Here is a 17,852-nt window from a genome sequence, read left to right as displayed (position 1 = left end):
TTCGATGAAATCAAAGTAGCGCAGGCCGCCTTCATTGACCTGGAACAAGGTACAGTCGCTCAGCTGAAACTTGAACGGCACGTCGCGCACTTGCCAGGGACTCATCCTTGCCGCTTTCCCCGTGCACCGGCCGGCGCGCGACGCCCGGCAGTTCGAAGTTGCGCGACACCAGCGTTGCCGCTGGCAAGCCCTGGTTGGGCATCAACCGAGATCTCGACATCATACGTGAAGTGAGTTTGCATGAAGAGACCGATACCCCGATAAATAAATAATCAGGCATTATCCTACATTTTTTTTAAAAATGCGCTCAACACTCTTCGCCCTGATACGCCCGCCTCAGGCCACCGCGGAGAACAAGCTCGCGCCGCCGCGCCGGTAGAGGATATAGTAAAAGCCCATCCCGGTTTACAGTATTGTTTTTAACAATATCGCGATTTCAGCGATGGGTACAGCTTCCAAGAAGTCGGGCACTCCCGACGATCAGCAGTTTAACTTGTTTGTCGCGTCAGATGACGAGCTTGATTCTTTACGGTGTGATGCAGGGCGTGCATTCGCTGTGTGAGCTGGGCGCTTGGCCCGTCCTGATCTCGGCTGCGTGTGGATCACCGGGGCATTGCCCCTGACTTCACCAAGATTGGCCGGTTCATCACGAAGCACGCAACGATGGTCACTACGGGGCAAGCTGCACTCACTGCCCGGCCGAGCGCCGCCAGCTCCGCTCATGCCGGCCAGCACGCCACCGCGAGCCAGATAGTCCGAAATAATTGACATGTTGACACTTCCTGGCAGCACGGGGCATGATATTGTGGCCCCATGGGGAAGGTGTTCAGGTCTTTTCAGATTATTGCCACGCCATGCCTTATTTCGTGGCGCGACGGTATGTTCACCGACGCGATATGACGGCTCGTGCGCTTGAATCGCCTGTCCTTAAACGGCAGGCGGGAAACCGCGTTCTGTGCTTCTCGGAATGGACTTTCTCGACCACCCTGTATATCCCTCAGATCCGGTAGCGCTGCTGCCGACCGATGCAGCGAGCAATCAACATGATATGCCCGCACATTTTGTTAAAATTTTCGGAATGCGTAGAAGTGAATGAAATTCAATTTGAGTCGGTGAGCAAAGTCAAGGTCCGTCTAAAGTACTTATTAGGAGAATTGGTCCTTGGAAATTGGTATCCTGAACTATTAGTACTTATCCCCAAAAGGTTTGAGCAAGAAGGCTGGCCCTCAGCACCCGAAGTACTTGCTGAAATGTTGGGGGATGAGAATGATGGTGTATTTTGCAGGAAAGTACCAGCTGAGAACTTTAAGCCAGGCTTAAGAAAATACGGATCTTTCCTCGGTTACGTGCCGTGTCGTGATGTACTTTATTATGTATCGGTGAGTGGAAGCTTCACGGAGTATTTGAATAAATTTTCCACGAAGTCCCGTCAAAACTTGACTCGCTCGGTTCGACGTTTTGCGGAACGTCAACAGGGGCTTCCTAGTTGGGAAGTTTATGTTGATTATGAGACGATTTCTGAATTCTATTCAGAAGCTTTGCGCATTTCGAAGCAGACATACCAGACAAAATTACTTCATGCCGGGTTAGCAGATAGCGAGGCCTTCCTTGCGCATATGAAAAATTTAGCACGGAATGGGCAAGCACGCGGATACCTTCTTCGGGACTCTGGTAGAGCTATCGCTTTTGCATGGTGTCGCCAGCAAGGTGATCGATTAATTTATGATACGGTTGGATATCTACCAGAGTTTTCCAATTTATCTGCGGGAACTGTGCTGCTCTATCATATTATTGAGGATGTTTTTTCGTCTGGCAATTATAAGGAAATCGATTTTGGCCCAGGAGAAGCGCAATATAAGTCGATGTTTTCGACCCACCGCAAAGAGTTCGTCGATCTCTATTTATTGCGCGATACAGTTCGTCATAGAATTTTAGTAAGTGCTCATTACTACTTGCTACTCGTTAGCGGCGCAATAGGGCGGTTGTTAGAGCGGTACGGGGTAAAAAAATATGTGAAGGCTTGGATAAGAAGATTAAAAAGTTGAGTCGCGGTAGGGAAGCGGCCAGGATGTTCCCGAATGCGATGGATGTTGCGCGTCACAACAGCCAGTGCCATGTCCGTTCTGACCACGCTGTTTCAAGATTTCACCCTCGCCTATGCTCAACAGAATTTCTCCGCGATGCCCGCCGTCCGGATCACCCCACAGCGTTTTTCCGCTGCTGCAAGCTGGCGTTGGCGACCTTGGTTGCGATCATGCTGACCGGGATGCGCATGAGAGTTCAAGCCTAACTGGACACCTTTTTTTGCGCATCTGCGTCTGCAGGCGCAGCTGGTCCACGAGGTGTCCGAACAGGCGTTCGCTCAGGCGCGCGCCAAGCTGTCCCTAGTTGCCATTCCGGGTCTGAACGACTGGTTAATTGCACGTGCCGAGCAGGATGGATTTGTGCCGCGCTGGCGCGGCCTGCGCCTGGTCGCCGCCGCTGGCTAGACCGTGCGTTTCGGACTGCTCGCTAGCCATGTCAAGCGGGCTGCCCATGCCGATCAAATCCTGTTCGGCCTGTTTCTACCGGGTCCCGACCTAATGCTCGCCGCCTCCCTGCATGGTATCCACGAGTGTGGAGAACGCCAGTTTCTGATCGAACACCTCGACCGCCTTTCTCCCGATGACCTGCTGCTGTTTGATCGAGGCTATCCCGCCAGTTGGTTGGTCGCCGTACTGAACCAACGCACCATCAAACTGTGCATGCGCGTCGACACTAACGACGGCGGCTACACCTGCGTGCGCGAGTTCGTGCGCTCTGGCGCTATCGAACGCATCGTCATGCTGCGGGCTCCGAGCAAACAAGATGCGCTGGACTACGAATGCCCGCGCAAGCCGCAGCGCGTGCGCTTGGTCCGTCACGTCTTGCCCAATGGCGAGCATCGCGTGCTGATGACCAATCTGTGCGACAACAAACTCTTTCCAGGCGACTGCTTTGGCGAGCTCTATCACAAGCGCTGGGGCATCGAGGAAGCGTTGAAACGCCTCAAGCACCGCCTCAATCTCGAACACGTCACTGGTTTGAGTCAGCAGGCGGTGGTCCAGGACGTTTCCGCCAAAATCCTTTGCGATAACCTGCAAACGCTCGTCTCGATGACCGCCCATGCCGACGCCGATTTGCCCGAGGACAGACGCATCAACCATGCTTACGCCCACACCGCGCTCAAGCCGCTGCTGCCCATACTTCTGCTTGGCGGAAAAATCGGCAGAAAGGTAGGAACGCTGCTGCGCGGCCTGCTCGGTCTAATTGCCGGGAAGACCTACCGGCATCGGGAGAATCGCTCGAAGCCGAGGAAGCGAGGTGCAAAACCACACAAGCAGATGACTCAGAAAAACTGCTGAGATGTCTTAACTTGGGTGGATTGGGCGCGCATTGGCGCGCATTCTTCCCATGGAAGCACGCCATCCCTTGGATTCCTTGGTGCTGGCGTTGGCGTCGGCGTCGGTTTCGGTGTTGCACTAGCCGAGTTTTGCGTTATCGTCATTCGTCCTTGAAGGTGATTGTGGGGGGTATATGAAGATACCCTCCGTGAGCAATGGTGGCGACGTCGGCGACTTGGCGACGCCAGGCCAAGGCTGACATTGCAAGTGTGTCGCCGAGGTCACCATGTCGCCATGGCAGCCGCTACCAGTACCAAAGGCAATCGGAAGATGACTTTGACGAATCGAGCGATTGGTAGTGGTCGGTGCGTCCACATGTCAGACGCGTCGGGGAACGCGGTCGCTCGGACGATTTGGTCGCGAGTTTGCGGGCTTGTTTTTGCGGGGCGCGGCGTAGCGGAAATAGACCGGAGCCGAGGACTGTGAAATCCACAAACGAAAACGCCAACCTGTGATGGTTGGCGTTGCGTGAACTATATTCTTGGTGGCCCGGGGCGGAATCGAACCACCGACACAAGGATTTTCAATCCTCTGCTCTACCAACTGAGCTACCAGGCCAAGAACGCCATTATAGCAGCGTTTGCGGCCGATAAACAATTGGCGCGGGAGCAACAATCAGCTTTGCTCTCCCGCCCGGGCGGCGATGCGCTCGGCGTGCTGGCGCTCCAGGGCCAGGCGCGATTCGCGCCGTCCCTTGGCTTCCTCGAAGCGGCGCTGTTCTTCCGGTGTGCTCGGCTCCAGCGGTGTGATGGCCACCGGCTTGCGGTCGTCGTCCACCGCCACCATCGTGAAGAAGCAGCTGTTCACGTGGCGCACCACCTTGCTGCGGATGTCTTCCGCGATCACCTTGATTCCGATTTCCATCGAGCTGCGGCCGGTGTAGTTCACGGCCGCCAGGAAGGTGACCAGCTCGCCCACGTGGATCGGCTGGCGGAAGGTCACCTGATCGACGCTCATGGTCACCACATAGCTGCCGGCGTAGCGGCTGGCGCAGGCGTAGGCGACCTGGTCGAGCAGTTTCAGGATGGTGCCGCCATGGACGTTGCCGGAAAAATTCGCGGTATCGGGCGTCATCAGCACTGTCATGCTGAGCTGGTGGGCGGGGAGGTTCATGGTCTGGCTCGTCGAATGAAAGGGAGATCCGGGATGGCGTACTCGAGCAAGGATAGCAGGGACTGGCACATCGCGCCGGTGTAAGGCATGGTTTGCCGGCTGGCCCGGCTTGGAAGAAATCCGCCCTTCGATATGCGCGGAAAGTTAAAACGGCGAATGCATAAGGATGAGCGAAACAATTCGTTTGCAAGCCCCGGCCTGCGCCTTAGGCTGTGTCCATCGAAGTCGAGAACGGAGCACACCATGAGCGTCATCCTGCTGGGCGGAAGCCCGTCGCCGCAGTCTTCCTGCAACCGCCTGCTGCAGCACATCGGGGACAAACTCACGCTGCACGGCCATCCCAGTACGCGCATCGACGTGCGCGAGCTGCCGGCCCAGGCCCTGCTGCGCGCCGATACCTGCGAGCCAGGCGTGGCGCGCGCCGTCACCCTGGTGCGCGAGGCCGACGCCATCGTGATCGCCACGCCGGTCTACAAGGCTTCGTACACCGGCGTCCTCAAGCTCTTCCTCGACCTGCTGCCGCAGGACGGCCTGGCCGGCAAGCTGGTGCTGCCGGTCGCCACCGGCGGCAGCCAGTCGCACGTGCTGGCGCTCGACTACGCGCTGCGGCCGGTACTGTCCTCGATGGCGGCGCGCTTCATCCTGCCGAGCATTTACGCCACCTCCGAGCAGGTCGCGGCCGGCATCGGCTGCGGCTTGCGCCTGGCGCCGCCGGTCGCCGCCCGCGTGGCCCAGGGCGTGGAGCAGCTGGCCGCCGAACTGCAGCTCCTGGGCGAACGCGCGGAGCAAGAGGAAGACCTGTTCGAGGCGCCGTTCGCCGCCTGACACCTGCAAGCTGTTGAAGAATTTTCATGAACGACCATTACGACCGCCGCGCCGCACGCCGGCAAGACCTGGCCCTGCTGTTTACCGACGCCTGCGCCGCCGGCTACCGGCCGGCCCCGCCGCGTACGTTTGCCGGGGCGGACTACCTGCCGGCCCATGCCGTGCCGGGACCGGGTTCGCGTCCGCTCGCCAAGGACTTCGCTCCGCCGCCGGCCGCCTGAGCTATCATGGCGCGATGTCCATCCTGCTCGTTCCCGGCTACATGGCCGACGAGACGCTCTGGGACGGCATGCGCGACCGGCTGGCGCCTTTCGGCCCGCTCGTGCATGCCGACCTGCGTCACGATTCCACCCTCGAGGCAATGGCGCGCCGCGCCTTGCTCGATGCGCCGCCATCCTTCGTGCTCATCGGTTTTTCGATGGGCGGCTACGTCGCCCGCGAGATCGTCTACCAGGCGCCCGAACGAGTGCGCGCGCTGGTGCTGATCGCCACCTCGACCCGTCCCGATTCGCCCGCGCTCAGGCAGAGCAAGGGCGCGGTGGCGAAGGCCGCTCCTTCCGTGTCCTTCGCGGGCCTGAGCCGCACGGCCATCGCCACTTCGCTGCATCCCGACCAGCGCACTAACGAGGCCTTGATCGAGCGCGTGCGCGCCATGGGCGTGCGCCTGGGCGGCGAAGCCTTCCGCCGCCAGTCGATGCTGGAGCGGCCGGGCGACCTGGACCGCCTGCACGCCATCCGCTGCCCGACCCTGGTCGTGGCCGCGGCCCAGGACCGGCTGCGCAGCCTGGAAGAGGCGCAGGAGCTGCACGCGGGGATCGCCGGTTCAAGCTTCAAGCTGATCGAGAACACCGGCCACATGATTCCGATCGAGGCTCCGGACGCGCTGCTCGAGGCCGTGCTGCCCTGGCTCGCCGGTCTGGCGGACACCTGAGCCGTCACCTCGCATCGATGTTGCAAGCAGCATCGCCGATCATGCCCGCCCCTGCAGCTCAGCCCGTGCGCGCTTCCCAGCCGTCCAGGGCGCGGATGGCTTCTTCCTTGAGCTTGGCCTCGATCTCGATCCAGGGCGCCAGCCGGTAGCTAGAGGGCATGGTGTCGATCAGGTCCGCATGCTGGCGGTCGTTGAAGCCGCTGCGGCCGTTCGAGATGTGCACCAGCTGGTGTTCGGGCACGGACCAGGTCTCGCGCGCCTTGCGCAGCATGGCTTCCACGCTCGGGTGCTCGTAGCTGTCCAGCTTCTCGTGCACCACATGATGGTGGGCGTCGAACACCATCGGCACCCCGGCGCGCAGGCAGATCGCGTGGATCTCGTCGGCGCTGTAGGCGTATTCGTCGTTCTCCAGGCCGATGCGGCAGCGGATCGCCTCGGGCAGCAGGGCGATGCGCTCCACCAGCGCGTCGGCGCGGTCGGATTTGCCGCCGTGGATCTCGAGCAGGGCCCAGGGAGAGCGCGGCTGGTCCAGCAAGTCCATGATGTCGGCGTGCATCTGCAGGATCTTGACGCTGTTGGCGACCACGCCTTCCGAATCCGAGCTCAGGACGACGAACTGGTCGGGGTGCATCACCAGGCGGATGCCGCGCTCGATCGCGCGCCGCCCCGAACGCGCGAGCTGTGGCGCGAATTGCTCCAGGATGGCGCGGCCGTTCGGCTCGTCAGCGAAGGGGAAGATCGAGGAGGGCAGACGGTACAGGGAAATGCCTTCGCGCTCGCAATAGCGCATCGCTTCGTCGAAGGTCTGCAGGTTGTCGCGGTAGATGTCTTCCAGCAGCCGGCGCTGGCCGTCTTCGGAATGCTCCAGCAGGCGCTTGCGTGTCAGCGCGCGGTAGCGGACGTCCCTGGACGTGGTGATGCAGACGAGGCCGAGCTGTGGTCGCATGGGGTGTGAGAGGCGTGGCTGCCGCGCGCCGGGGCGCGCGGCGGATGGCGGGATCAGCCCTTGGCCTGGTGGGCGCGGATCTGTTCGCGCAGCTGCTGGCCGTTCGAGTGCGTGTAGTCCTTGTCGATCTCGTAGCTCACCATCGCCTTGAGCTGGGGATCGAGCTGGTTGCGCAAGGCGCCGAGGAATTGCGGTTCCGCAACCAGCGCCAGGCGGTCGAAGCGGCCTTCCTGTTTTGCCTGCAGCAGCATGGCGCAAATGTCGCTGGCAAAGGTCTGCGACTCGCGCTGCTCCGGCGTCTGTTGCGGCTGGTATTGCTTGGTCGGCATCGCGTCCCCCGAACCGTGCTTGCTCTGGCCGGCCGCGAGCGGGCTCATGCGGTCGCTGAGTTCGTCGGTCGTGCCTGTACGCGCGGCGGGATTGACCAGGTCCTGCACTTCCTGCAGCGGCGTGTTCGAGTCGGATTCGGCAAAGATGCGGGCGCGGCCACTGTCGGCCGACACGATCCAGGTTGTATTCATGCTACCTCCGTTGACGATGGAAATGTTTTTCTTTAGTGAACCAATCGATTCACTTCCCGTCTAGCTGTTCAAGGGAAGTCTATCCGAAGCAGGTTTTTGGGGAGGCACGAAAGGCGCGTCCGCGGCCGGTGCATGTGGGGCCTGCGCCGGCCTTGGCGTTCAGCGCGGCTGGCCGAACACCTGGGTCCAGTAGACGATGCCGGACCGTTTCTCGGCGGCGATGCCGTAGGCCGCGCCCATCTCGGTGAAGCGGGCGTTCATGATGTTGGCGCAGTGGCCGGGACTGTCGAGCCAGCTGGCCACGGCCTGTTGCGGCGTGTGCTGGCCGAAGGCGATGTTCTCGCCCACCAGCTTCCAGTGATAGCCGGCGCGCCGCGTGCGTTCCGCCGCCTTGCTGCCGTCCTTGGCCGTGTGGCTGAAGTAGCGGCGCGCCGCCATGTCTTCGCTGTGGCCGAGCGCGGCCTGCGCCAGGGCCGGGTTCCAGCTCAGCGGGGGCGCGGGCGGGAAATGCTGGTCGCCGCAGGTGTGGCCGCTGGCGCGCGCGGCGTTGACGCCCTCGAGGATGAGCTTGCCGGCGTCGCGCCAGTCGGGGAAGATGGCCGACGGCAAGGGCGGCGCCGGACGGGCGAACACCACGGTCCATTCCTTGCCGTCGCGGTAGCTGCCGGCCGCCGAGAAGCGCGTGTTCAGCAAGATGCGGCAATATTTCTGCTGGATCACGTTCATGGCCGCCTGGGCGTCGTCCGGCCCCCTGACCGAGATCGCCTCGGCCTGTTCGGCGGCATAGCCCGCGCCTTCGAGCGCGTATTCGATGAAGGTGCCGGGACCGATGCGCACCCGGGCCAGCGCCGGATGGGCTTGCAAGGGTGGGACGGGCGCCGCCGTCTCGCCATTGCAGGAGCCGGGCGCGGCGCGGTAGGCATTGATCATCGCCACCAGCTCACCCGCCTGGCCGCCGGCGGCCGAGGCCGGCTGCGCACTGGCGGCGCTACCCGCAGACGCAGGCGCAGCGGCCGCCAGCATGGCGGCGGCAAGCAGGAGGGACGCCTGCGGTCGTCCCCGTTTCAGGATCGTGCAATCAGACATGTCTTCGAATTCACTATGCCGCTTCGGCATGGCCAGGCGTGACGGGCAGCCAAGTCACCCGGAAAGTAAAAACGCCAACCTGGCGGTCGGCGCTGCGATGCATTCCAGCCCAAGCCCAGATGGGGACGGTCCGCGAAAATACCATAGAACCGCCCGGCTCCCCGGCCAGGCGGTATCGGCCGGATGCGGGCAGGCTAGCGTAACTGGGCTGGCGCAAGCGTGCCAGGGTTATTGCCGTGGATGGTGCGCACCAGCCTGGACGTGTCCAGTCCCTGCGCCCGCAGGCGGGCCAGCAAGGCCTCGTAAGCAGCGGCATCCACCTGCGGCGTGCGCGACAGGATCCACAGGTATTCGCGCTTGGGCTCGCTGACCGCGGACAGCCGGTAGTCCTGGTCGAGGTCGATAACCCAGTAATCGCCCCAGACCATGGGAAGGAAGGACAGGATCGCGGGCGCGAAGCGCACTTCGAGCCTGGGCGAGGTCGCGGAGCCGACCTGGCGCGCCACGCCTTCGGCCACCTCGGCCCCGCCATCCCTGGTGCGGCAGCGGTTGACGACCTTGACCCTGCCGTCCTCGCGCAGGCTGTAGGTGGCCGTGGTGTCGCCCACGCATTTCTTCTGGAAGTCGTTCGGGAATTTGGCGATCTCGTACCAGGCGCCCATGTAGCGCTGGACGTCGAGCGCGGGGATGGTGGCCAGCGCTTCCGCGGCCGGCGCGGCCCCGGCATGCAGGCCCAGCGCGCACAGGGCGCTGCTCAGTAACACGCGTTTCATATCGGTCTCTCGGCAATGTGATGCAGGCTAGCGTAAATGACAAGGCGTTTCGCCGGCGCTTGCTTGGGTGGAAAGGGCCAGGCCCGGGACCGGGCGCCGGGCAAACACGCGCCCCGCTACACTGGCGCCAACACCACATTCGTCGAGGACAGGGGTTCTAACAGTTCGCGCGAAACTTATTCAATTTTGGTTAGTCATACAGAAGCAAATTCAGTTCGAACGCTGTAGCCAAAGCTCGTAGGGTCTTGCTGCGCTACGTCTACATGCCGATAGAACTGAATTGGCTTGCGGTGAGTTCCACCGTGACTGCCTGTGGAGGGGAAGGCGCTGGCCTTGCGTCCGAGCGCAAAGTGAAACCGGCCCCTATGAAGCAGGAATCCAACTGTATCGCCGACTTTAAGCAGTATCGAGTAGCTTTACGTAAGTTTGGGAGAACGGTGCATTCGATGGATTTCAGTTCCTGGCAGGCCGCGCTGACCACCATGATCGGCCTGGCCGTGTTCACGCTGCTCGGGGTCGGCATCCGCATCCTGGTGATGCAGACCGTGCAGCAGCGCCGCGAGCGCATGAACCGCCAGATCAACGAGCGCCTCAAGACCCTGATCGGCGCCTACCGCACCCTGGGCGGCTCCTTTACCGGCCGGCTGACGGTGGATCCGACCCATTTGCGCGACCTGCGCGTGGCGGCCCAGGCGCAGATGGAAGCCATGGATGGGCAAAGCCGGCAGGGCATCGAAGAGGGGGCGGAAGGGTCGGACCGTGCGCGCCGCATCCGCGATGCGGTCGAGGCTGCGCTGGCCGACATCATCCTGCTCGGAACGGAAGAGCATTGCCGCCTGGCCAGCCAGGCCGCCAGCGACATGGCGGCGGGGCGTCCCATCCACACGGCCGAGCTGGTCGTTTCCCTGCGCAACTTCATCCGCGCCGCGCTCGACCTGGAAGCCATTCCGGCCGGCCTGGCGATTCCGCTGCAGGGGCCCACCCGCACCCAGGGCGCCGCCGGCAGGAAGGGCGGCGCGGAGCGCGCCGGTGCGGAGCGCGGCAGCGGCCAGGGTGGCGGCCAAGGCAGCGGGCGCGGAGGCAATGCGGGCGGCGCCGGCACGGGTGGCGATCCCATGCCGGCCTTCGGACAGCGGCGGGCCGATGCGCCGGCCTTCGATCCGAAGGACAGCGATCCGCTGCTCTGAACCGGGCGCCAGCCTAGAGCGAAGACAGGGCCGGCCCTTCGGGCTTGCCGAGCCAGGTGGTGGCGAAACGCTGGCGCGCCGCGCTCAGCGCCGCCTCGTCGCCGCGTACCCGGTAGACTTCCATCAATCCGCGCAAGGCCCAGCCGTTGCTGGGCGTGCGCGCCAGCGAAGCCCGGAACACCTGCTCGGCCTCATCAAGCTGCTTCGCGCGCAGCAGCGTCACGCCGAGCGACTGGCGCACCGGGTAGTACCAGTAGGGCGGTTCCATGTAGGGCAGGCTGTCCTGCACCGCCACCGCTTCGCGGTAGGCCGCGATCGCGCCCTTGAGGTCGCCCTGGCTGTCGGCCAGCCGGCCACGCGCCACCGCCCGCGCGGTCTGGACGATTTCGCGTCCCGGCACGCCCCAGTCCGTGACCGCCTTGAAGTCGCCGGCCCGTTCGATGCGCTCGAGCGCGGCGATCTCGCGCCGGGCCGCCGCATGCGCCCCCTTGCGCGCATGGCCGACGGCGCGCGCGTAGTGCCACATCGCCTTGACCAGCACGAAGTCCGGGCCCGGATCGGGCAGGGACACCAGGGTGTCCGGGCTGCTGAACTGCACATGGGCGAAGTAGGGCGCCGACTTGACCGGCTGCAGCACCCCGATGCCCTTGAGCAGCTCGGGGCTGATCACCTGGTCGAGCTTGGACGCGGCATCGAGCGTGGTCTTGCCGTCGCCGCCCATCAGGGCCGACACCATCACGAAATGGATGTTGTGCGGGTAGTAGGCGCCGCGGTAGACCGGGTCGCTGCCGGTGTTCGCGAAATAGCGTTCGTCGGCCGCGATCGCGTCCAGGTTGGACTGCAGCGCCTCGCGGTACAGGCCGAGCCGGTAATAGATGTGGGACGGCATGTGCACGATGTGGCCGGCGCCGGGAATCTGCTGCGCCAGCACGCGCGCCGAAGGCAGCGCCTTGTCGGGGTGGGTCGAGGCTTCCATCGCGTGGATGTAGTAGTGGGCCGCGCCCGGGTGGCTGGGATTGCGTTCGAGTACGCGCTCGAGGGCGTCGACCATCTCCGCCGTGCGGTTCTTGGGCTGGGCGCCGCCTTCCGCCCAGTAGTCCCAGGGGGAGAGGTCCATCAGCGACTCCGCGTACAGCACCTGGATGGTGTCGTTGTTCGGATGGGCGCGCGCGGCCTCGGTCATGGCGTCCGCATAGGCCTTGTCGAGCGCGGCCCGGTCGGCCGCCGGATCGGTGCTGTAGCGGCGCGACACGGCCCGGATCAGGGACTGCTCGGCCGGGGTGGCGCCCTTGGCGTGGCGCATGGCGCTGGCCGCCGCCGCCGCCGCCGGGGCCACCGCCTCGGGGAACATCGGCGCATTGATGTTGGGGCCGAGCGCCAGCGCTTCGCCCCAATAGCACATGGCGCAGGATGGATCGAGTTGCTGCGCGGCGCGGAAGGCGCGCGCCGCCTCGGCGTGGTTGAAGGAGAAGGTCAGGCGCATGCCCTGGTCGAAATAGGCCTGGGCCTTGGGATTCCTGGTGGAGACCGGGACGTGCAGGGCGCCGAGATTGTCGTACAGCGGGGGCGGGGCTTCCTTGCCCGCCTCTTTCCTGGCGGGTGGCTGCTGGCCCGGCTGGAAGGGACGGGTTTCCACCTGGGCCTGGGCCAGCAGCAGGTGGTCGAGCAGCGGCGGCCGGCCGGGACGGGCCGGCGTGCAGACCGTGGATGCGAACAGCGGGTCGAAGGCAGGCCGCGCCTTGGGGGGCTCGGCCTGGGTGGCCGGCACAGTAACGAGGACAGCGGCGAGGACGGCCGCGGCGGCGATCCCCGGCAACACGAAACGCGCTTTCATGACGCCTCCCTGGAGGACAAGGTTTGCAGCTCAATGCGTGCAACTCAATGCGTGCAGCCATGGCGCGCATGGCCCTTGGAGTCGGGAAGAAAGCGCTGAGTTCCCGCGCGGCCCCGCTCAGGCCTTGCGCACGAATTCCGACTTCAGGCTCATGGCGCCGAAGCCGTCGATCTTGCAGTCGATGTCGTGGTCGGCGTCGACCAGGCGGATGTTCTTGACCTTCGTTCCCTGCTTGATGACGCCGCCGGAACCTTTGGGCTTGAGGTCCTTGATCACGGTCACGGTATCGCCATCCTGCAAGACATTGCCGGAGGCATCGCGGTAGACCCGGACGGCGTCGAGCGTGGCGGCCGCCTGGTCCGGCCACTCATGGGCGCATTCCGGGCAGACGTACTGGCCGCCGTCTTCATAAGTATAGGCGGACTGGCACTGGGGGCAAGGAGGCAGGGAAGACATGGGAAAACCTTGTTGGATCGGGTGGTGAAAGAATGCATCCTGTTCGGATTCCGGCATTCTAGCCCACTGCGGAACCGGTGCCGGCTCGCCGCCATCCGCCCGGCCATTCCACCCATTCTGCATTTCGTCGCATGGCGGCCTCGGCGCTAGCCGCGCGGGTGCATCATCCGGCTCGTCAATAACAACAATCAGGAGCCACACATGCGACTACGTCAACTCGCGGGTACCCATCCCGTCCTCACCGCCGTGTCCTGCGCCGGCCTCCAGTTCCTGGTCACGACCCTGATCCTGAAACTGGGCAGCGCCTTCGCACCGGCCAGCGCCTTCGGCCAGGTCAAGCTGCTCGCCTTCGCCTCCACCGTCATCCTGCCGCTCCTGCTGGTCCAGGCCTTCGGCCTGTGGCGCCAGGTCGGCCTTGAATTCGGCAAGACCCGGCCCGGTTTATTCTTCCTGGCCAGCATGCTGCTGTGCGTGCTGTTCCTGTCGATGGGCGTGCACCTGCAGGAGCAGCGTCCCCTGGGCAGCGAAATCCTCATCCAGTTCATCAATGCCTTCGGCGAGGAACTGCTGTTCCGCGGCCTGATCTTCGCGGTGCTGCTGCGCCTGGCGAAGTGGAAGGGGATCGTGATCTCGGGCGTGCTGTTCGGCGGCATGCACCTGATCCATGGCTTCATGGACGGCAACTGGACGCACGCGATGTGGTGGGCGCTGGCGACCACGCTGTCGGGCATGATGTTCGCGGCGGTGCGCTACGAGACCGGCAGCCTGTGGCTGACCATCGTCCTGCACATGGTCCTCAACCTGAGCAAGATCTATTCGAACATCGAGCCGGCCGCCGGTCCTGCCGCGCTGCTGATCGCCGAGCGCGCGGCCTACGGCCTCGAGCTGGCGCTGGTCGCCTGGGCGCTGTTCGCGACCGGCCGCCGCCGCGGGAGCGGCGCGCAAGCAACGCCCGGCTGAGCAGGAAAGGAAACGGTCAGGAAACGGTGCTAGCATACGGCCTGCAAGCCTGCTCCCGCAGGCCGTCCATTCGCCCGATCATGCCCCGAATCGCTTCCTTCCTGCTGGCGAGCGTGCTTTGCCTGTGCACCATGCCGGGCGGCGCCGCCACCTACACCTACCTGCGCCCCGAGTGGAGCGATACCGATCGCGATCCCTACGGCGTCGCGCTGCTGAAGCTGGCCTTCGCCAAGGCCAGGGTCTGCCATACCCTGGTGTACAGCGAACAGAGCATGAAACAGGCGCGCGCCGTGCTCGAGCTGGAAAGGGATTCCGGCAAGCTGGACATCATGATCACCATGACCTCGCCGGAACGCGAAGCTGCGCTGCTGGGCGTGCCGGTGCCGCTCACCAAGGGCATGCTCGGCTGGCGCATCGCGCTGGTGCGCAAGGAAAAGCTGGACCAGTTCGCCGAGGTGCGCTCGGCCTCGCAGCTGAAAAAATTCATCGCCGGCCAGGGCCACGACTGGCCGGACACGGCGATCCTGCGCGCCAGCGGCTTGCCGGTCGAGGTGTCCTCGACCTACGACGGCATGTTCAAGATGCTGGAAGCAGGGCGGATCGATTATTTCCCGCGCGCCGTCCAGCAAGTCTTCGCCGAGCGCGAGCGCTACCCGAGCCTGGCGGTCGAGCCCCACCTGGTGCTGCGCTACCCGACCGATGCCTATTTCTTCGTCAACCGGCGCAACACGCGCCTGGCGGCGGACGTGCAGCGGGGCCTGGAAGCGGCGCTCGCCGACGGCTCCTTCGACCGCCTGTTCTACAGCTATTTCGCGCCCCAGATCGCTGCCGCCGGCCTGGAGCGGCGCCGCATCATCGACCTGCCGAATCCCGTGCGCGCGCCATCCCTGCCGGTCGAGCGGAGCGGCCTGTGGTTCTCGCTGGCGGACTTGCGCAAGCCGTCCTTCCTCGACGCCGCAGGAGGCAAGGCGCGGCCGCCGGCCGCCGCGAGCGCCTGCCCCGCGGCGGAAGGGCCTGCGCTATAAATTGTCAGGCGCCTGGGTCAGTGATGCAGGGGCGCCCCCATGCCTGCTGCCTGGCCTGGTTGCGCGGGCCGGAAGGCCTTCTCGCCGGCGGCGGTGTCGTGATAGCTCTGGAAGAAGGCGACCTTGCCGTCGCGTAGCGTGAACACGTGCACCCAGGGGCTGTCGTAGGTGCGGCCGGTATGCCTGGCCAGCCAGGTGGCTTCGCCGGTGACGACGACCTTGTCGCCTTCGGCGATGAATTCCTTCGGTTCGAAGCGTACCGCCTGAATGGACTGGTCCAGCTGTTCGAAGAAGCGGGCGATCTCCGCCTTGCCGTTGTGCCTGCCCGCGAAGGGCACGTTCTCCACTTCGGGCTCGATCCAGAGCGCGTCGTCGTGATAGCGCTCCAGCAGGTGGATGATGTCGCCTTTCTGGAACAGCCGGTAGCCTTCCATCACTATCCGCTTGTTTTCCTGTGCGTCCATGATAGTTCTCCTCTCTTGTGTCGTCGCTCCGTGGCTGCCGCGCTTGCCGGAGCCGCCACGGGTCACTTTCAGGCTACTGCGTGAGGCGGCAAATACAAGGTCGGCTGCGTGAAAACATTCACCTGCCGCTGCGGGCAGGGAGCGCCGTGACAATCCGATGATTTTCTGAGAAGCAATTTAGATACCATATCCGCTTCGTCAATCGGCTTTCCCAATACTGACATCCTGAAAAGAGAGAACCCATGAAACACACTACGCTCGCGCTTGCTGTCGGCGCCGCCCTCATCCTGTCGGCTTGCGGTGGCGGCGGCGGCGATGCTCCCGCGCCCGTCGCCTCCGCACCAGTCTCGACCTTGTCGACGATCACCGCCGGCAACGCGAACAGTGTCGCCGCCAACGGATATGGCGCCAGTACCGTGATCGGCGACTCGTCCTCCTCGTTCACCGGCATCCTGACCGGTGTCAGCGTGTCCGGCGGCGGCGGCGTCGGCGTGGTGGCCCCAGTCCTCAAGCTGATCAAGCACGCCGGCAGCGCACCGCAGCTGCTGACGGGCGTTACCATGTCGAGCAGCTGCACCGGCGGCGGCACCGTGACGATCGACGCCACGATGCGCAGCGAGCAAGCGCTCAGCAATGGCGACACCATGAGCGTGTCGGCGCAGAACTGCGTCGAAGACGGCGAAACGGTCAACGGCAAATTGAGCGTCACGTTCTCCAACCTCAGCGGCGACATGCTGAACAGCTCGATTTTCGGCGCGACCCTGGACATGCGCTTCACCACCCTGAGCATCACCAGCGGCAGCGAAGCGGTGACCGTCAACGGCGACATGAAGGTCGCGATCAACCAGGCGAGCCCGACTTCCAATTCGCTCTCGATCTCGGGCCAGTCCCTGCAGGCGACGGAACAGCGTTCCGGCAGCACCATCGCAAGCGTGACCCTGGCGAATTACACGATGACCGGCAGCACCAATGGCAATGCCATCACCAGCGCGGCGAGCTTTGCGGTAGCGGGCAACAGCACCGCACTGGGCCAATTCAGCTACACGGTGAAAAACGTCCAGCCCTTCGTCAGCACCGGCAGGGCCGTGCCGGACAGCGGCGCGCTCATCGTCAACGGCGCCGGGTCCTCCGTGACGCTGACGGTCGTCGACAGCAACAACGTCCGCCTCGACCACAGCGCCAAGGGCGACGGCGTGATCACGCAAACCAACACCCTGACCTGGGCCGCCTTCCTCGCCCTGCAATGATCGCGTCCCACGGCCTGGTGCGCGCCCGCGCCCGCCAGGCCGTACATATCGCTTTGTAAGGGACCAGCCGCACCTGTCCACCGCGTTGTGGCGGGTGCGGTCTTCCTGTGAAAATCATGAAACTGATCTTTTTCGCCGGAGTCGGCATCGCACTGTCGGCGGCGCTGGTTGCGCCCGCCAGTGCACAATGGCAAACCAGCGCAGGCGTGGGCGCGCGCAGCGTCACCCACACCGAATACGACCTCGCCGGCCGCCGCGTGGTGCGCGAGCGCGGCTGGCTGCCCGGGGTGGCGCTCGGCGCCGCCTGGCAATCGGGCGACCTCACCTGGACCGCCGGGATCGATGGGTATCGCGGCGATATCGACTATCGCGGACAGACGCAAGGCGGGGTCCGGGCCGACTCGGCCACGTCGACCACCCTGGCGTCGATGCAGGTCGGCGCGGCCTATGCCCTGGGCCGCGATGTCTCGGCACTGGCGGCGCTCGAGCTGGACCGGTGGAAGCGCACGATTCGTCCTGCCGGCGGCAGCGCCGGCCTCCGGGAAAGCTACCGCTCGTGGCGGCTGGTCGCGGGCGCGGCCAAGGACTGGCGTCCGGCGCCCGGACTGGTGCGCGCCGATGCGGCGCTCGTCCTGTCGGAGCCCGAGCGCATGCGCGTCGATTTCTCCGGCATGTTCGACACCGCTTCCTTCGACACGCGGCACGGGCGCGGCCTGCGGCTCGGCGTGAGCCTGAACCCCGCGTTCGCCAGGCAGCTTGTCTTCAGCGCCCGTTACGACTGGATGCGCATCCCGCGCAGTGCCGACACGCCGCTGACGGCGCGCGGAGAATTATGGGGCATGGTGGCGCAGCCGGAACATCGGCGGCAGTCGCTCACCCTGACGGCGTCGGCCGTGTTTTAAACCGGACAGTCAAGCCTTCAATGCGTCGGCGCGGGGGCGGCGCCGGCCCCCCCCCCCCCCCCGGGGGGCGGGGGGGGGGGGGGGGGGGGGGGGCCGGCCCCGCACCGGCCTGGACGAACTGCTGGAAGCGGTGCGCGCCGTCTTCTGCCAGGACAATGAT

General features: G+C 64.5%; 18 protein-coding genes and 1 tRNA gene. 10 read left to right on the top strand and 9 right to left on the bottom strand.

Annotation, left to right across the window (positions count from 1 at the left end; translation table 11 throughout):
* The first annotated feature begins 1,088 nt into the window (after nucleotides 1-1,088).
* Nucleotides 1,089-2,045, top strand: a complete 957-nt coding sequence (locus KBW95_RS23550) for a GNAT family N-acetyltransferase (protein WP_211524615.1) — start codon at nucleotides 1,089-1,091, stop codon at nucleotides 2,043-2,045.
* A gap of 447 nt (nucleotides 2,046-2,492) precedes the next feature.
* On the top strand, nucleotides 2,493-3,383 hold the full coding sequence (locus KBW95_RS24680; protein WP_373888849.1) for a transposase: 891 nt from the start codon (nucleotides 2,493-2,495) through the stop codon (nucleotides 3,381-3,383).
* Between the two features lie 521 nt (nucleotides 3,384-3,904).
* Here KBW95_RS24680 and KBW95_RS23540 read toward each other — a convergent pair.
* Both KBW95_RS23540 and KBW95_RS23535 read right to left on the bottom strand, forming a co-directional pair.
* Nucleotides 3,905-3,980 (bottom strand) — tRNA-Phe (locus tag KBW95_RS23540).
* 57 nt (nucleotides 3,981-4,037) lie between these two features.
* On the bottom strand, nucleotides 4,038-4,535 hold the full coding sequence (locus KBW95_RS23535; protein WP_211524616.1) for an acyl-CoA thioesterase: 498 nt from the start codon (nucleotides 4,533-4,535) through the stop codon (nucleotides 4,038-4,040).
* Between the two features lie 243 nt (nucleotides 4,536-4,778).
* Between KBW95_RS23535 and ssuE the strand changes: the two genes are divergently transcribed.
* The 3 genes from ssuE to KBW95_RS23520 are packed head-to-tail and all read left to right on the top strand — an operon-like array spanning nucleotide 4,779 to nucleotide 6,291.
* Nucleotides 4,779-5,360, top strand: coding sequence for an NADPH-dependent FMN reductase (gene ssuE, locus KBW95_RS23530; protein ID WP_211524617.1), 582 nt, complete (start codon nucleotides 4,779-4,781; stop codon nucleotides 5,358-5,360).
* Nucleotides 5,361-5,386: 26 nt separating this feature from the next.
* Nucleotides 5,387-5,581 carry a hypothetical protein gene (locus KBW95_RS23525; protein ID WP_211524618.1) on the top strand — a complete coding sequence of 65 codons (195 nt, stop codon included), beginning with the start codon at nucleotides 5,387-5,389 and terminating at the stop codon, nucleotides 5,579-5,581.
* Between the two features lie 14 nt (nucleotides 5,582-5,595).
* Nucleotides 5,596-6,291 carry an alpha/beta fold hydrolase gene (locus KBW95_RS23520; protein ID WP_211524619.1) on the top strand — a complete coding sequence of 232 codons (696 nt, stop codon included), beginning with the start codon at nucleotides 5,596-5,598 and terminating at the stop codon, nucleotides 6,289-6,291.
* A 58-nt stretch (nucleotides 6,292-6,349) separates the two neighbouring features.
* Here KBW95_RS23520 and KBW95_RS23515 read toward each other — a convergent pair whose 3' ends face one another.
* The 4 genes from KBW95_RS23515 to KBW95_RS23500 form a co-directional block, all read right to left on the bottom strand.
* On the bottom strand, nucleotides 6,350-7,237 hold the full coding sequence (locus KBW95_RS23515; protein WP_211524620.1) for a UV damage endonuclease UvsE: 888 nt from the start codon (nucleotides 7,235-7,237) through the stop codon (nucleotides 6,350-6,352).
* A 53-nt stretch (nucleotides 7,238-7,290) separates the two neighbouring features.
* The gene (locus tag KBW95_RS23510) at nucleotides 7,291-7,758 is read right to left on the bottom strand and encodes a host attachment protein (protein ID WP_211524621.1); all 468 of its coding nucleotides are present in this window, start codon (nucleotides 7,756-7,758) and stop codon (nucleotides 7,291-7,293) included.
* 159 nt (nucleotides 7,759-7,917) lie between these two features.
* On the bottom strand, nucleotides 7,918-8,844 hold the full coding sequence (locus KBW95_RS23505) for a CAP domain-containing protein (RefSeq protein ID WP_229429975.1): 927 nt from the start codon (nucleotides 8,842-8,844) through the stop codon (nucleotides 7,918-7,920).
* Nucleotides 8,845-9,038: 194 nt separating this feature from the next.
* Nucleotides 9,039-9,617, bottom strand: coding sequence for a lipocalin family protein (locus KBW95_RS23500; RefSeq protein ID WP_211524622.1), 579 nt, complete (start codon nucleotides 9,615-9,617; stop codon nucleotides 9,039-9,041).
* Between the two features lie 446 nt (nucleotides 9,618-10,063).
* Here KBW95_RS23500 and KBW95_RS23495 point away from each other — a divergent pair, with 446 nt between their 5' ends.
* Complete coding sequence (locus tag KBW95_RS23495) at nucleotides 10,064-10,804, top strand: hypothetical protein (RefSeq protein ID WP_211524623.1); 741 nt, start codon at nucleotides 10,064-10,066, stop codon at nucleotides 10,802-10,804.
* A gap of 13 nt (nucleotides 10,805-10,817) precedes the next feature.
* Here the strand turns inward: KBW95_RS23495 and KBW95_RS23490 are convergent, their stop codons facing one another.
* Together KBW95_RS23490 and KBW95_RS23485 are read right to left on the bottom strand one after the other, a co-directional pair.
* The gene (locus tag KBW95_RS23490; RefSeq protein ID WP_229429974.1) at nucleotides 10,818-12,638 is read right to left on the bottom strand and encodes a hypothetical protein; all 1,821 of its coding nucleotides are present in this window, start codon (nucleotides 12,636-12,638) and stop codon (nucleotides 10,818-10,820) included.
* Between the two features lie 117 nt (nucleotides 12,639-12,755).
* The gene (locus KBW95_RS23485; protein ID WP_211524624.1) at nucleotides 12,756-13,094 is read right to left on the bottom strand and encodes a zinc ribbon domain-containing protein YjdM; all 339 of its coding nucleotides are present in this window, start codon (nucleotides 13,092-13,094) and stop codon (nucleotides 12,756-12,758) included.
* Between the two features lie 201 nt (nucleotides 13,095-13,295).
* Between KBW95_RS23485 and KBW95_RS23480 the strand changes: the two genes are divergently transcribed.
* Both KBW95_RS23480 and KBW95_RS23475 read left to right on the top strand, forming a co-directional pair.
* Entirely contained in the window at nucleotides 13,296-14,054 is a 759-nt protein-coding gene (locus KBW95_RS23480; protein WP_211524625.1) for a CPBP family intramembrane glutamic endopeptidase, read from the top strand.
* A gap of 80 nt (nucleotides 14,055-14,134) precedes the next feature.
* Nucleotides 14,135-15,079 carry an ABC transporter substrate-binding protein gene (locus tag KBW95_RS23475; protein ID WP_229429973.1) on the top strand — a complete coding sequence of 315 codons (945 nt, stop codon included), beginning with the start codon at nucleotides 14,135-14,137 and terminating at the stop codon, nucleotides 15,077-15,079.
* 17 nt (nucleotides 15,080-15,096) lie between these two features.
* Here KBW95_RS23475 and KBW95_RS23470 read toward each other — a convergent pair whose 3' ends face one another.
* On the bottom strand, nucleotides 15,097-15,543 hold the full coding sequence (locus KBW95_RS23470) for a nuclear transport factor 2 family protein (RefSeq protein ID WP_211524626.1): 447 nt from the start codon (nucleotides 15,541-15,543) through the stop codon (nucleotides 15,097-15,099).
* Between the two features lie 242 nt (nucleotides 15,544-15,785).
* On the opposite strand from KBW95_RS23470, the gene KBW95_RS23465 reads away from it, so the two are divergent.
* Together KBW95_RS23465 and KBW95_RS23460 are read left to right on the top strand one after the other, a co-directional pair.
* Nucleotides 15,786-16,790: a hypothetical protein gene (locus tag KBW95_RS23465; RefSeq protein ID WP_211524627.1), complete on the top strand. Its 1,005-nt coding sequence runs from the start codon at nucleotides 15,786-15,788 to the stop codon at nucleotides 16,788-16,790.
* Nucleotides 16,791-16,906: 116 nt separating this feature from the next.
* A complete protein-coding gene (locus KBW95_RS23460; protein ID WP_211524628.1) occupies nucleotides 16,907-17,692 on the top strand; it encodes a hypothetical protein in 786 nt (261 codons plus the stop codon).
* The last annotated feature ends 160 nt before the right edge of the window (nucleotides 17,693-17,852 follow it).

Source organism: Massilia sp. ZL223 (assembly GCF_018119395.1).
Classification (GTDB): Bacteria; Pseudomonadota; Gammaproteobacteria; order Burkholderiales; family Burkholderiaceae_D; genus Telluria.
This window is presented reverse-complemented; position numbering and strand designations above follow the sequence as displayed.